Source organism: Chitinophaga sp. RCC_12, from assembly GCF_041360695.1.
GTDB lineage: Bacteria > Bacteroidota > Bacteroidia > Chitinophagales > Chitinophagaceae > Chitinophaga.
Genome location: NZ_JBFUPS010000006.1, coordinates 267,393 through 281,005 on the forward strand (window position 1 = coordinate 267,393; position 13,613 = coordinate 281,005).

Annotated in this window: 13 protein-coding genes and 2 tRNA genes; 7 read left to right on the plus strand and 8 right to left on the minus strand. The window is 43.5% G+C overall.

Features of this window, described 5'->3' with window-relative positions; translation table 11 throughout:
* Positions 1-102 precede the first annotated feature (102 nt).
* Both AB6805_RS19425 and AB6805_RS19430 read left to right on the plus strand, forming a co-directional pair.
* Entirely contained in the window at positions 103-471 is a 369-nt protein-coding gene (locus AB6805_RS19425) for a winged helix-turn-helix transcriptional regulator (protein ID WP_370911106.1), read from the plus strand.
* Between the two features lie 132 nt (positions 472-603).
* The gene (locus AB6805_RS19430; protein ID WP_370911107.1) at positions 604-1,698 is read left to right on the plus strand and encodes a serine hydrolase domain-containing protein; all 1,095 of its coding nucleotides are present in this window, start codon (positions 604-606) and stop codon (positions 1,696-1,698) included.
* A gap of 30 nt (positions 1,699-1,728) precedes the next feature.
* On the opposite strand, the gene AB6805_RS19435 is transcribed toward AB6805_RS19430, so the two are convergent.
* The 6 genes from AB6805_RS19435 to AB6805_RS19460 form a co-directional block, all read right to left on the minus strand.
* Positions 1,729-2,664, minus strand: a complete 936-nt coding sequence (locus AB6805_RS19435; RefSeq protein WP_370911108.1) for a HipA domain-containing protein — start codon at positions 2,662-2,664, stop codon at positions 1,729-1,731.
* 2 nt (positions 2,665-2,666) lie between these two features.
* On the minus strand, positions 2,667-2,996 hold the full coding sequence (locus AB6805_RS19440) for a HipA N-terminal domain-containing protein (RefSeq protein WP_370911109.1): 330 nt from the start codon (positions 2,994-2,996) through the stop codon (positions 2,667-2,669).
* Positions 2,989-3,198, minus strand: coding sequence for a helix-turn-helix transcriptional regulator (locus AB6805_RS19445; protein ID WP_370911110.1), 210 nt, complete (start codon positions 3,196-3,198; stop codon positions 2,989-2,991). The genes AB6805_RS19440 and AB6805_RS19445 overlap by 8 nt, the downstream gene beginning before the upstream one ends.
* Positions 3,199-3,288: 90 nt before the next feature.
* The gene (gene chrA / locus AB6805_RS19450) at positions 3,289-4,617 is read right to left on the minus strand and encodes a chromate efflux transporter (RefSeq protein ID WP_370911111.1); all 1,329 of its coding nucleotides are present in this window, start codon (positions 4,615-4,617) and stop codon (positions 3,289-3,291) included.
* Positions 4,618-4,901: 284 nt separating this feature from the next.
* The gene (locus tag AB6805_RS19455) at positions 4,902-6,146 is read right to left on the minus strand and encodes an RNA polymerase sigma factor (protein WP_370911112.1); all 1,245 of its coding nucleotides are present in this window, start codon (positions 6,144-6,146) and stop codon (positions 4,902-4,904) included.
* A gap of 17 nt (positions 6,147-6,163) precedes the next feature.
* Positions 6,164-6,505, minus strand: coding sequence for a YciI family protein (locus tag AB6805_RS19460; RefSeq protein ID WP_370911113.1), 342 nt, complete (start codon positions 6,503-6,505; stop codon positions 6,164-6,166).
* Between the two features lie 275 nt (positions 6,506-6,780).
* Between AB6805_RS19460 and AB6805_RS19465 the strand changes: the two genes are divergently transcribed.
* Entirely contained in the window at positions 6,781-9,177 is a 2,397-nt protein-coding gene (locus AB6805_RS19465; protein WP_370911114.1) for an ABC transporter permease, read from the plus strand.
* Positions 9,178-9,418: 241 nt separating this feature from the next.
* Positions 9,419-9,492 (plus strand) — tRNA-Pro (locus AB6805_RS19470).
* Positions 9,493-9,558: 66 nt separating this feature from the next.
* Here AB6805_RS19470 and AB6805_RS19475 read toward each other — a convergent pair.
* Positions 9,559-10,068, minus strand: a complete 510-nt coding sequence (locus AB6805_RS19475; RefSeq protein WP_370911115.1) for a GNAT family N-acetyltransferase — start codon at positions 10,066-10,068, stop codon at positions 9,559-9,561.
* Between the two features lie 153 nt (positions 10,069-10,221).
* Here AB6805_RS19475 and AB6805_RS19480 point away from each other — a divergent pair, with 153 nt between their 5' ends.
* Together AB6805_RS19480 and AB6805_RS19485 are read left to right on the plus strand one after the other, a co-directional pair.
* Positions 10,222-11,100 (plus strand): MBL fold metallo-hydrolase, encoded by an 879-nt coding sequence (locus AB6805_RS19480; RefSeq protein ID WP_370911116.1) that lies wholly within the window; start codon positions 10,222-10,224, stop codon positions 11,098-11,100.
* Positions 11,101-11,187: 87 nt separating this feature from the next.
* Positions 11,188-11,261: transfer RNA gene (locus tag AB6805_RS19485), tRNA-Pro, on the plus strand.
* Between the two features lie 84 nt (positions 11,262-11,345).
* Here the strand turns inward: AB6805_RS19485 and AB6805_RS19490 are convergent.
* Positions 11,346-12,257 (minus strand): winged helix-turn-helix domain-containing protein, encoded by a 912-nt coding sequence (locus AB6805_RS19490; protein WP_370911117.1) that lies wholly within the window; start codon positions 12,255-12,257, stop codon positions 11,346-11,348.
* Between the two features lie 231 nt (positions 12,258-12,488).
* Between AB6805_RS19490 and AB6805_RS19495 the strand changes: the two genes are divergently transcribed.
* Complete coding sequence (locus AB6805_RS19495) at positions 12,489-13,538, plus strand: two-component regulator propeller domain-containing protein (RefSeq protein WP_370911118.1); 1,050 nt, start codon at positions 12,489-12,491, stop codon at positions 13,536-13,538.
* Positions 13,539-13,613 lie beyond the last annotated feature (75 nt).

The window sequence follows — 13,613 nt, forward strand, 5'->3', positions numbered from 1 at the left end:
ATTTATTTTCTATTAATAATTAGCGCTACTTTTATTGCTATACCTGACAAAAGTAGCGGCTACACAGATCGATTTTTAAATTGCTATTGTAAACCATAGCACATGACAAAAGACAAGAAAAAGAAACGACCGTACATCTGTACGATGAAGGATGAGAAAGAAATTAAATATGCGCAGGATGCCCTGTATGTTCTGAGTGGCAAATGGCGTATGCCGGTGGTCTTAGCATTATATAATGGTCTCTCCCGGTACCGTGAAATTGCACAGAGTATACCCGGTATAACCTTTTCCATGCTGTCTAAAGAGTTGCAGGTAATGGAACTCAACAACCTGATAGTAAGAACAGAAGATCCCGATTTTCCCAAAAATGTACAATATAAGCTGACGGATTATTGCGAATCCCTGTACCCGATTGTGGAATACCTGATAACCTGGGGCAAGCAACACAGAAAAGTGATCAGTGCTGGATAGCTTTGGTCCTTTTCATCCCAAATATTTCTACTTACGTAACATTTTCATAGATCAGCTGACTCATTCGTGTATTTTTAAATCAATGCCAGGCATATTGATCCTGGACACATGTAATAAAATCCCCTCCATAAAATGATTCGAATAAAGTTGATCTATAACTTATTATTACTATCGCTGATAATTTGCACTTCCCTGAATATTGCTTCAGCACAAAGCCTTGAAAGCAAGATGGATAGTTTAGTTCTAACACTATTCAATGATAAAGATGGCCCCGGTGCGGTATTTATGGTTGCTCAAAATGGGAAGCCTATTTATCAGAAAGCGTTCGGCAAGGCTAACCTGGAATCAGATGTAAATTTGACGCCGGAGAATGTGTTCCAGTTGGGTTCCATGACCAAACAATTTACGGCTGTAGCGATTCTCATGCTAGAAGAACAAGGTAAATTAAGTGTAAAGGACCCTGTCTCAAAATACATAGCCGATTATCCTTCAGGAAGTAAAATAACGATACATCATTTATTGACCCATACTTCAGGCATTAAGGACTTCACCAGCATGAAATCTCTTTCGACGATTGCGCAGAAAGATATGAGTCCTGAAATGATGGTCAATTTTTTCAAAAACGAACCAGCCGATTTTGCACCAGGCGAAAGGTTTGCGTATAATAATTCGGGGTATGTGCTGCTGGGATATATCATAGAATTGGTTTCCGGAGAGACATATAAAGATTTTATCGGGAAACATATTTTCGATAAAGTTGGGATGAGTCAATCTCACTACTGCAGCGACAGGCAAATCATCAAAAAAAGAGCATACGGATATCACAAAAAGGAATATGGATACGTTAATAAAACGATGATCAGTTTCAGTGTTCCTTTTTCATCTGGTTCGCTGATGTCCACCGCCGGCGATATGCTGAAATGGCAGAATGCTTTGAATCAGCACCTGTTACTCAATACAGCAGCAACCCAAAAGGCTTTTACGAAGTATAAATTGAACAATGGAGAAGAGTTTGCCTATGGGTATGGCTGGCACATCAGGGAAATAAAAGGGATACCGGCCAGAGAACATGGCGGCAGTATATTCGGGTTCAAAACAATGGGCGTTTATATTCCCGGTGAAGATATTTACGTAATCGGAATGAGTAACTGTGATTGTAATTCACCGACGAAAATAACAGAAGACCTGACGGCATTGGCGCTGGATGGGTTAAGAAAAAAGAAGTGACGAATGAAAATTTGAGGATAATGACCTGAATTACAAACTGCCGCCTTCAAATATTTTTTGCTTTTTATTCCAGATTTTCCAATATTCAGACTTGGCTTCACTGTTTAAGAAAGAGGCTTCAATCAGCGTCCGAACTTTACTATTACCAGCCTGAAATTTACAATAACTATTGCTGCGGGCTTTGTCTGGTATTCCCAGGAGCTGGCCCAATGTTTCAAAATCTTTTAACTTGATATTTTTCTTTTTCCCGCAAAGCATCAAGGCTGTTTCTTCTTTGTCATCCGGAAACACCAGGTTTACATTCAGCAAATCATAAGCTGGGCTGAGAACAATTTTATCTTCGAGATAGAGTAATGAAAAGTTTTTGAGATGCATATCATTATTACCTGTCAGATAGCAAAAAATGAGTAGTTCAAAGTATTTCAATACATCCAGTCCGGTATTAGTACAATATTGTAAAATCAGTTTACCTGCTCTTTCATAAGATCCCTTGTATTTATTTTCTGTTAGGAATTCAGATAACTGACAAAAATCCTCCACATGGACTTTCTTTCCTTTAGCCCGATCGAAGCGACGGGCAATGTATACCAGGTTCCCATCCGTAGCTCTTAATAAAGCGTGATCGCAAACCGGAATACCAAATATCGCTGCGAGATGCATAGTGAGGTCTTCCGTTTCCGGCATGGCTTCCAGTTCATTATGCTGGGGCTTTAAGATATACTCTCCCCATAAACCCACTATGGTAAGGCGGTTACTTTCTTTATCCTGTTCCAATGTAACAGATAATTTTGGTTGCACGCCCGTTAGCGATATTCTTTGATTAATGGTACTTTCCGCAAGAGTTTTAAGCAGACGTTTGCTTAATTCAAGTTCCGGCATTTTTGCGGTACCAAAAAAACGTTTTGCGCATTTAGTATGATAATGCTGATCACCTGCGTCTTCATAACAAAGTAAGCAATTAGGCATAACTATTCGTCTTTATGGTCAGGTACTACAGTTACTGCACCGATAGTATCCCTGCAGGTGAGAAGCAATAATTCAAACCTGTCGTTTGCTTTTACCTTCCAATGCTTTTTGGCAATGTCCAGTAACCACCCCTCCGGAATCAGGCCATCAAAAAAAGCAAACAGTGTTTTACTCCGATAAGTGTATTGACTTAAAGGTAAAGTCAGGCTAATTGGTTTGGCTGATTTATCAGACAAGTAATCCTCACTGTACGAGAATTCATAACCAGCATCAGATTCCGTTACATGGCCTGCTAACGTATTGCCGTAGTATACTTTCCCTGTCTTACTCATTGTTTCGTGCTTTAGGCGTTGGCGACAGTTCCATGCCGAAAAGCGCCAGCAGTTGATTAACTTTATCCATACGCATGGATGTTTTGCCTTGCTCAATTTCCCTAATCAAGCGTAACCCAAGCCCGGATTTTTGTGAAAGATCCTGCTGGGTAAGGCCATTTGCTTTCCGAAGTTCTTTTATGATGGTAGCCAGTGTTTTCAAATTATACCTCTTAGGGTATAAATTTAAATCTTTTTTTCATTTTTATACCCTAAGGGGTATAAAAAATTACAGACTTCTTACATTATACCCTTAAGGGTATAACAAATAATGAAACACCCCATACAATACACTCAACCCAATCAGGTATAAAATATTCATTTTAAACCTCAGCATCAGCACCAATGATACGATCATCCATACCAGCGCCAGGATATCCGGTTTGCTGAATAAAATGCCACCTGGAAAAATCACATCTTTCCCGAGATATAAAGTAAGATTTAGTATCACACCCACTACAGCGGCGGTAATTAATCCAAGAATGCCTTCGATGATGTCAATACCATGCGTTTTCTCTATCAGGGGAGCACCGGCGAAAATCATCAGGAAACAGGGCAAAAAGGTAAAGTAGGTGGTGGCGAGCAGTCCGGCTGTACCCATCCATAAAGAGCCGCCAAAATGGTTATAACCGGCCATAAAACCCACGAATGATAATACAATGATGAGCGGACCGGGTGTTGTTTCCGCCAGTGCAAAACCATCGATCATCTGTAGCTTACTGAGCCAGTGCAGTTTTGTAACACTGTATTGCGCCACATAAGGCAACACCGTATACGAGCCGCCTACAGTCACAAACGCGGTTTGTGTGAAGAACAACCCCATATTTTTCCAGAACGTAAAGTCGCTGAAAAACAACAGGAACAGTCCAAACGGAAGCAGCCAGGCGATAAAGGCAATGCCCAGTAATTTCAGGAGCCGCCGTGCCTGGAAGCCCTCTCCGGGCGATACGGTGTTTTTATTCAACACATACGTATGTTCTTCATCTCCGGTTATTGCTGTATTTTTTTCCTGGTGTTGTAACGCGGCGGGCCATATCATGCGGGTGACGATACCAACAACAACTACGCCGCCAATGATGGCCAGTAAGGAAATGTTGAAGAAGAAAATGCATGCAAATGCCAGCGCCGCCACCCCGTAATGCAATGGTCCGTGTAACGCTTTCTGCCCGATCCTGAACATGGCGATAAGGATGAGGGCAATCACAGCGGGCTTTAATCCGGCGAACATGGCGGTTACCCACGGGATATTGCCAAAGAGCACATAAATGATGCTTAGCCCCAGTAAAATAAACATCGATGGCAATACAAACAGGATACCGGCAGCGAGCCCTCCTTTCCTGCCATGCAGCAACCACCCGATATAGATGGATAATTGCTGTGCTTCCGGTCCGGGCAGGATCATACAATGATTCAGGGCATGCAGAAACTTACTGTTGCTGATCCACTTTTTCCGGTCCACTAAATAATCATGCATAATGGCAATGTGGCCGGCGGTACCGCCAAAACTTATCCATCCTAATTTAAACCAGAATTTAAGCGCTTCTCTAAACGCCGGCTTCCGCGTAATAATTTGTTCTTCCATATGATTATTCTTCCTGCCACTGCTACTTTAAAAGCAAATGATCCCCTCCGGTATCCGGAGATACCGTTTTTACATGCAATAAAAGCAGTTGAAAACAACCGGGCAATAACTGCCGGCTGAGTGGCAAAAAAGTAGCTGTTTTACGATTAAAAAAGACTGTCTGATGGCTTCCGGTAAGCAGCAACGAAGATACGAAAATGCTCCCGGTAATGCAAGGATTTTAGCCGGTAAAAGACTGATTTATTTGACATTGCAGGATAACCGTAAGTCCAAAAATAAAGGGACTATTTACCCGTGGAATTAATCGTGATTTTATGCATGTATTGCGAAATAACATTTTTATCGGTTGGCGTTTTTGCCAGTTGCAAAGCGCTGGTAAAATGTTGCAGTGCCTTTCCATCATCGATGCCGGTATACAGGTAGCCTAACAACGAATGATATAAATGGTTGCCGGAAAGCGCCAGTTTTTCAGCCTCTTTAATAGCGGCGGCATTGCCGTTTACTTTCGACAAAGCATACGTCCGGTTTAATGCGGTTACAGGAGAATAGGCCAGTTGCAGCAGTTGGTTATACAGTTGCAGAATGTTCTCCCACTTATTTTTCACCGTTGTTTTAGTGCAATGCCAGTAGGCAATGGAGGCTTCGAGATGATATTTGGAAAGGGTTGTACCACGGGCGCTTTCAATCAGGTAATAATTCCCCCGGCTGATTAATTCATCATTCCACAGGCTGCGGTCTTGTTCTTCATATAAAATATACGCGCCGGAATCACTGGTCCTGGCTTCAAACCGCGAAGCGTGGAAACACATCAGCGACATCAATGCGTTTACGGCTGGCGTATTGGTAGCTGTATTTTCCAGCAGAAAATAATTCAGCCGCATAGCTTCCAGACACAACTCTTTGCGCAGCACCTGGTGTTGCGTAGTGGAATAATAGCCTTCATTAAACAGCAGATAAATAGTGGTCAGTACATTATCCAGCCGTTGGGCGATGTCCGCTTCTTCCGGCAATTCGATGTTTATTTTTTCTGTTCTCAGCTTTTCCTTTGCCCTGAACAATCTTTTGTTGATCGTTTCTTTACCGGTTAAAAAAGTGGCCGCTATTTCCTCAATACCAAAGCCGCACAGGATACGCAGAGAAAGCCCTATCCGGGCTTCCGCAGGGATAGCCGGGTGACAAATCGCAAACATCATTTTCAACTGGCTGTCCTGGATGTTGGCGGCGGAGAGATCAATATCAATTTCCTCCGGTGGTGGCTGGTGCAGTTTCAGATCGGCAGCTATCTTTTCGCTGAAAATTTTATTTCTTCTGAGATAATCTTTTGTTTTGTTTTTAGCAACGGTGTACAGCCAGGCGGAAGGATTCTCCGGAATACCTTTTGAACTCCATGTTTCAGCTGCCAGCAGGAAAGTATCATTAACGATGTCTTCTGCCGTTTCCATGTGCGGAAGGCCGAATAGTTTACAGAGTACAGCAATAATTTTGCTGTACTCTGTTTTGAATAGTTGAGGAAGAAGATCGTTATACACCGGACCTGATGATTGTGTTAATTCATTTTTATAATGTCCCTTACTTCCACATGGCCGCCTGCAAGAAGAATAGGACAGCCATCAACCAGCTGCATCGCTTCTTCCAGTGAAGTGGCCTTTACAATCAGGTAACCGCCCACTATTTCCTTTACTTCTGCATAGGGGCCGTCGGTGATTACCTTATCGGCCCGGAGCGTTTTTGCCTCCTGCCCCAGTTGACCGGTGCTTAAAAACTTTCCCTGTGCAGCGATACCGCCGATCCAGTCCTGCCACTGCCGGAGGATGGCCTGCATTTGCTCGGGGCTTATCACCCGGTTGGGGTCCGGTGCATGTCGGAAGATCATCATGAATTCTTTCATTTTTCTGAATTTTAACGTTGAATGATGTTGTTTACGACCTTATGACGAATGACACCTGGACTATTGGACAAATTATTTCTCGCGGAAATTAAGATACAGATTTTTGCAGCGGATTATGCCGATAATCTGCTGGCGGGACAGGTTTAAAAATGAACATTTTATGGTTTAAAACCGAACATATTATAAATACTTTAAAGTATAATTATCTAGTATAAAGATATTCCATATCTGGCACCTTGTTAGCTTTTCACAAAACAGATCAATCTTGCACCCATATGTTCAAAAGTTACCTGAAAACAGCCTTCAGAAACCTTTTCAGGAATAAATTATTTTCCGGCCTCAATATTTTTGGATTAGCTACAGGCATGGCCTGCAGTATTCTTATTTTCCTGTGGGTGCAGGATGAACTGGGCTACGACCGCTTTAACACCAATGCCGGGCATATTTACCGCCTCACGGCCCGTGTAGGGGATATAGCAGCAGCAGTGGTGCCAGTACCGGCTGCAATGGCCATCAGGGAAGCTGTTCCGGGCGTAAAGAACACCACCCGGCTGGCCGCCCTGCAAAGCATGGTAACCGTAAATAATCAAAAGTATGAGGAGAAAAACATTTACTACGCCGACAGTAATTTTCTCCGCATCTTCGATTATCCCCTTTTGCTGGGAGACGCGTCTAGCCTGCTGTCCAGGCCCGATGGGGTAGTACTCACCGCCAGCAGTGCGAAGAAGTACTTTGGCAGCCCCGAAAATGCCATGGGCAAAACCCTGCACATTGATAATGATTACAATGGCAATAACCTGCTGGTAACGGGTATACTGAAAGATATTCCCCGTAATTCGCACCTGCAGTTTGATATGTTGCTTCCCATTCAGCTCTATGAAAGAACGATCAACCTGGAACAGGGATGGGGCAATTTTGATGTGTATACTTACCTGCTGATGGATGATCATTTCAGTGGCACACCAGCAGCCCTGGCATCGTTACAGCAGCAGATCCAGGCGCTTTACCGCCGCCTGGATATAACGAAAACAAACGGGTTCCTGTACGTTCAGCCGCTGAAGGATGTGCATCTGCGCTCCCGCCTGATGCTCGATGTAGCCGGCCAGGGTAACTATCAACAGGTAAAGATCTTTTCCCTGATCGCGGTTTTTATTTTACTGATTGCCGGCATCAATTTTATGAACCTGTCCACTGCTTTGTCCGGGCAACGGGCCAAAGAAGTAGGGATGCGTAAAACTGTGGGCGCTTTGCGGTCGCAACTCATAATACAGTTTTTAAGTGAGGCGTTATTATTATCTTTTATCTCCCTGATTATAGGGCTGGTGATAGCATGGGCGCTGATACCATTGTTCAACCAGCTGGCAGCGAAATCTATCTCCATTAACCTGCTGAATATAAAATTCATGGCCGGTCTTTTAGGAATAGCAATAGGTGTAGGTTTGCTTTCGGGAAGTTACCCCGCGCTGTTCCTTTCTTCTTTTAACCCGGTGAAAGTGCTGAAAGGGGTAAAGATGCTACATGGCAGGAAAACGTTTTTCAGGAACAGCCTGATCATCGTGCAATTCTCCATTGCAGTAATCCTGATAGTGAGCACTATTGTAGTGTATAAACAACTGCACTATATCCGGACCATGGATATCGGTTACAACAAGGAAAACCTCCTGTATGTACCGATTCCCCGCCTGGGCGACCTGCAGCGGAACCAGGTGGCGCTGAAAGCTGTAATGAGCCAGTATCCGGAGATAGATGATTATACTTTTATCAGTCACCTGCCCACAGATCTGCCCACCGGTACCCGTTCGGTTGAATGGGAAGGAAAGGATCCGCAGGCAAACCTGGTGTTTCCGCAAATGTGGGTGGATGATCATTTTGTGCATACTTTCCGGATGCAGTTAAAGGCCGGCAGGTTTTTTTCCAAAGATTTTAAGGGAGATGAGAATAATTATGTGCTCAATGAAACGGCCATAAAAGCAATGAAGCTAAACGCGGAAACCGCGCTGGGAACGAGAATAACCATGGATAGCCGTACAGGCATTGTCATAGGAATAGTAAAAGATTTTAACTTCAAGCCGGTGCAACAGCCCATACAACCGCTGATTATCAGGAACGGCAGTTCCGGCAATTTTAACGGGAACACAGGGTATATTGTACAGCGGACTACGGCTGCCAATATGCAGCAAAGCCTGGCGACGATGAAAAAAGTATTTCAGCAGGTATATACCGATTTCCCTTTTTCTTTCGGTTTTGTAAATGAAGACCTGTCGCGCTTATACCTTGCCGAGCAGCGCATGGGAAAGCTTTTCAACATTTTCTCTGTGTTATCTGTAATGGTGTCCTGCCTGGGACTTTTCGGCCTGGCTACTTTTGCCACACAAAAACGTATTAAGGAAATCGGGGTCAGGAAAGTGCTGGGCGCCAGCGTAGCGGGTATTGTGGGGATGTTGTCGAAAGATTTTTTAAAGCTGGTGGTATTTGCTTTGCTGATCGCCTTCCCCGTGGCGTGGTGGGTAATGAATAAATGGCTGCAGAATTTTGCCTATCATATCAGCATCCGCTGGTGGTTTTTCGCGTTGGCGGGTGTTATTGCCATTGTCATCTCTTTTATAACCGTCGGCTACCAATCGATCAAAGCGGCCAGGTCCAATCCGGTAAAAAGCTTGCGTACCGAATAAATTTTTCCGGAAAGGGATGCGCTTTGAGCGATCTTATTTCACAGGTTTGTTACTTTCTTGAGAAAATTGTCACCTCGTGTAATCCAGAGTAGCAGGGCATTCTATTATATTTTGCGTCTTTTTGTTAAAAAAATTTGTTTTTATGTTAAACATTTTCCTACATTTGCACTCCGCAATTGAAGCAAAGGTATTGCCGCAAGGGCAGCTGTTAATGCAGAAGATGCGGACTAAGAAGGGATTTCGGGGCGTAGCGTAGCCCGGTATCGCGCCTGCTTTGGGAGCAGGAGGTCGCAGGTTCGAATCCTGCCGCCCCGACTTAGCATTTAAAAGGCTTTCCGTAAACGGAAAGCCTTTTTTAATTATGTATACTCTCATACCGCCTCACAGCACTATTTCAAACAAGCTGGAAGTACCCCCCTTATAATGCGCAGGTAACTCATCACTCGCCACCGGCGCCACCACGCCAAGGTAGTTAAAGCCACAGCTTACATAATAATTGTTCAGCTTATCATTGCCGCTGCCGGTATCCATCCTGATATAGTTTTTCCCGATACTTACTGCATATTCCCTGGCCCACTGTACAATATGCTTTACATAACCATTGCCCCTGAAGTCCGGATGAGTAGCGATACGGTGAATGTAAATAGCCGGATCTTTATCTTTCTCTTTCCAGATAAAGGGATCCTGGAACGTAAGAGAAAAGATGCAGGCAATCCGTTCGTCCTCCATTATTTTCCATAACCTCTTTTCACGGATATCTGTTTCCACCAGCGCCTGGTCAAATCCCTCCCAGTGCTTCTGTGCAATTTTCTTTTGAAGTTGTGTGCCGGCTTCATAAAGACTAAAGATTACATCGATATCTTCCGGCGTACTGTTAATTATCTGCATCATAGAACAAATATTGAGACCGTAAAATTCAGCTATAAAAGGCAAATAAAACAGATTCAGTTTTGTTTATTTTAACCATATCAGATTTGTCGTTATACTTACTGGTGGAGAGTCTGTGAAATATGTCTATCTTTATAACATAACTAAGAACTACTGATGAAGCTAACGATATCAGGCTACTCTACCGCCTTATTTTCCACCTGGTACTTCCTGGAAGAACTGGGTATTTTAATGGATGCGGGAGATGGATTAACGGCAGCGCTTTTGCAAAAAAGCAGGAAGATCAATTATGTATTTATTTCTCATGCAGACAGGGATCATTTAACGGGCCTGCTACAGCTGAACCAGCTGAATGCACGGGATGGACTGCCGGTAATCTGTTATCCGAGGGACAGCAGTTCTTTTCCGGCGATGGAAGCATTCTCCAAAAAATTTGATCCTCATATTGCCGGTACACAATGGAGGGCGGTAGCACCGGGTGATGAAATATGGGTAAAAGACGATGTAGTGGTTATTCCTGTGCGTAACGAACATGTAACTACTGATGCGCACATCATCCGGAGCCTGAGCTATAAGGTAATGCAGGTGAAACAAAAAGTGAAGCCGGAACTGGCAGCGCTTCCCCCGGAAACGATCCGGCAAATCATTATGGAGCAAGGAAAAGAAAGCACCACAATGGAAATAAGAACCAACCTGGTTGGCTATTCGGGCGATACGCCTGTGCAGGATATGGAACGCTGGGATGGCACCGAAATCCTGATCCATGAAGCTACCTTTCTCGCCAGTGAAGGGGATGTGAAAATAGTAGCGCATAAGAATAAGCACAGCAAACTGGAAGAAGTGATGGATATGGTAAGCCATATCCGCGTAAAGCAGCTGATCCTCGGACATTTCTCCTCCAGGTACAGCGCGGAACTTATTGACCGGAGTATTAAAGAACTGTGCAATAAATACGGCATCAGTATTCCCGTATTCCGTTTGTTACCCGGCCTAACGGTAAGGGATATACTTTCTGGCACGCCTGTCAATAAATGAATATCATCACTGAAGTTTTTTTCAGCAGGATTTGTTTTTGTGGATATTTATTTCCTACATTTGCATCCCGCTACACAGCGTCGGAGACGGGGCGTAGCGTAGCCCGGTATCGCGCCTGCTTTGGGAGCAGGAGGTCGCAGGTTCGAATCCTGCCGCCCCGACTTAGAAAAAAAGCCTTGCAGTTATGCAGGGCTTTTTTGTTTTAACAATTCCCGGGTAAGAGAAAATGGGTGAGAGAATTCTTCTTAAGAGTTAACTTCAAGCTTATATCCTTTTCCACGGATAACCACAATTTTGATATTCGGATCAAATTCCAGTTTTTTTCTAAGCTTTGATATGAACATATCCAGGCTACGTCCTACAATAACACCTTCATCTTCCCATATCTCTTTCTGCAGCCGGCTTCTCTCTATAGTCTCGTTGGGCGACAACGCGAAAATTTGGAGTACACGGGTTTCAGTTCCGGTTAAGTCTATCGTCTTTCCATCTATTGTGAGCTTACGATTCTTCGCATCAAACAAAACCGAACCTAAAGTAATTATGCCGGTATCCTGATCATCCCCTGGTAAAGCTCTTTTCTCAGGTAAAGCTCTCCGCGGCCTAACAGATCTCAAAAAAAGAAAACCAACAACTGCTAAAAATGGCAGGCTGCCCAGGAGATATCCATTCTTTGCAGTATTTATACCCGCCGGTTTGAATTTAACATTGATCATGTAACATGCCCTGGGCTGTTTTCTTCCCATACAGGTTACAATATCATCTTTTGTATTTTTGGAGATAGCGTATCCATAGGCTACACTGGAGTTGCTACAGTTCAGCACATTAACAACATAATCACGTGCGAGCGGGTCTTTGGCCAGCAAACGCCGGGTGGTATTCACCAGGGAGTCCGGTTGAAAAGTAAGCTCATTCTCAAACGTGATCCGGTATTCATTTTCAGCGATCTTTTTTACCGGGAGCACCCTTGACGTACTGTCGCCCGACTGTAAAAGTAGTTCATGCCCGATCCGGCGAAGTAAAACCTCCCTTCTGGAAATATCAAAATCGTCACTTCCACCCATCATGAAAGCCACGCAGATGACGGAGACAAACAGGAATAGTATCAGTCCCAACAGGTATTTGCGTTTCCCCAGGAGGAGATTTTGACTAAGGTGCATAGTGTAAAGTTATTATTTACAAAGTTTACAATTCTATTTACAATCCAAACGCCCTGTGCTGAAAGATATCAAACTAATTTCGCCGGATCAACTTCGAGCCCGGTTATCATGCTGGTGACAGGAATAATTTATTCCCCCGCAAAGGCGAAATCGTGGTACCTGGTTGCCCACCAGAAAGACAACCTGGTTGATACAATATAAATACATTATCAATAACAAATTGACGTAATGATGCGTAAATTTAACAAAACAATTATTCAGACAATCTTCCTTGTCGTCTTTATTATGGCAGGCATCTTCAATGTCTCCTACGGACAAACTAAAACCGGACCTAAAACCATCACCCGAAATATCATGCAAGATAGAAAGGGCAACATCTGGATCGCCTCCTGGGAGGGGATTTTCCGATACGATGGAACATCTTTTACCAATATTACCACTAAAGTGAGTCCGGCCCGTTTTTTTTCTGTTTTGGAAGATCGTAAAGGCAACTTGTGGTTCGGCTCTATTGGTTCAGGTGTTTATTATTATGATGGGAAATCCTTTCAAAATTTCACCACCAGGGATGGACTTCTTAACAATGATGTTGGGAGCATTTATGAAGATAAAAAAGGCAACATCTGGTTCGGTGTTTTTGGAGGTGCAAGCCGTTACGATGGAAAATCCTTCCGGAATTATATCATCAATGGAGATGCGATGAATGAAGACCGGACAGGGAAAACTTTTCCGGAGAGGCCCCCTTATGAAGTTACTGCTATTATTGAAGACAAAACAGGTAAGTTTTGGTTTGCTACAAGAGGTAATACTTTCGTGTATGATGGAAAAACATTCTCCGTTTTTACCCATGAGAATAAACCTTTTAAGAATGTTCGTTCTATAATCGAAGATAAAAAAGGTAATATCTGGCTTGGCGGGTCTGATGGTCTTTGGCGCTATGATGGCAGTACATTTGCCAATTTCACGCAAAAGTTTGTTGGTTATATCATCGAAGATAAAAAAGGCAATATCTGGACTAGTTCAGAAAGGGATCATAGCCAGGCTTTGGCAGTTCCCAGGTACGACGGAAAGTTCCTCCCCAATCAAGCCTGGGTACTTTCCCGGTATGATCAAAAGTCTTTGCCTGATCAGGGGCCAACGGTAACCGAAATAACGTATAACCCAATGTTCTTTGGGATTCTGGAAGCCAACGATGGAAGTATTTGGTTTGGATCTGTAAACGGAGTGTATCGTTATGATGGAAAGACCATCAAGGATTTTAAAGGTGAAGAGGGGCAGAAGTAATGTGTAGAGAGCAACCTGTGATCACATCCTGAGCACCAGATATACCACCCGTTCAAAACAATAAGTTAACTTATC